Here is a 975-nt window from a genome sequence, read left to right as displayed (position 1 = left end):
GACGAGTAGTTCCGAAGTCTGTCCCCTGGGACAGGGCGAGGGTGTTCAGGCTCGGTTTGTGGAGACCGAAGAACTGAACACCCTCTTGACGGCACTGTACGTGAAGGTCGATGACGAGATCGGAATGAAACGGTGGCTGGGCCGGCCGCCGCTGCTGTCGGATTCCGAGCTGGTCACGCTGGCGGTGGCCCAGGCCCTGCTGGGGTTCACCTCCGAGGCCAGATGGCTGCGTTTCGCCCGTGGGCATCTTGCCGGAATGTTCCCCTACCTTCCTCAGCGGCCCGGCTACAACAAGCGGCTGCGCGCGGCGCTGCCCCTGGTCAAACGAGTAATCCGCCTGTTGGCCCGTGACACCGACTTCTGGCTGGACAACGTGTGGATCGCCGATTCCACCCCGGTGGAGTGCGGTCGTTCCCGGCCCACCGCCCAGCGCTCGGACCTGGCCGGGTGGGCCTCCTACGGCTACTGCCGCTCGCACTCACGCTGGTTCTGGGGATTGAGGCTCTACCTGATCTGCACCCCGGCCGGGATGCCGATCAGCTGGGCACTGGCCAACCCGAAACTGGACGAGCGTGAGGTGGTCGCGGCGATGCTGGACGTCGAGCCCGAACTGGCCACCGGCCGTCCCGGCCTGCTGCTGATCGCCGACAAGGGCTTCCGGGCCCGCTGGTTCGAAGACGACCTGGCCCAGCGGGGAATCCAGTTGCTGCGGCCCTCGATGCGAGACGAACCGGCCCGCCCCGGCGAACGCCTCCTCAAACCCGTCCGCCAGCTCATCGAATCGGTCAACGACACCCTCAAAGGCCAGCTCGACCTGGAACAACACGGCGGTCGAACCTTCGAGGGAGTCGCCACAAGAATCGCCCAACGCATCCTGGCCATGACCGCAGCGATCTGGCACAACCACCGCACCGGACAACCCACCACACGATCACTGATCGCCTACGACCACTAACTTCGGAACTACTCGTCTAG

At 65.3% G+C, this 975-nt stretch carries 1 protein-coding gene; it reads left to right on the top strand.

Going from position 1 to position 975, the window contains the following annotated elements; translation table 11 throughout:
- Window positions 1-58 precede the first annotated feature (58 nt).
- Window positions 59-955, top strand: coding sequence for an IS982 family transposase (locus DZF91_RS23320; protein ID WP_117359501.1), 897 nt, complete (start codon window positions 59-61; stop codon window positions 953-955).
- The last annotated feature ends 20 nt before the right edge of the window (window positions 956-975 follow it).

Origin of the sequence: Actinomadura logoneensis (genome assembly GCF_003428695.1) — a bacterium.
GTDB lineage: Bacteria > Actinomycetota > Actinomycetes > Streptosporangiales > Streptosporangiaceae > Spirillospora > Spirillospora logoneensis.
The sequence above is the reverse complement of the archived record's forward strand: the minus strand, read 5'-3'. Positions and strand labels throughout refer to the sequence as shown.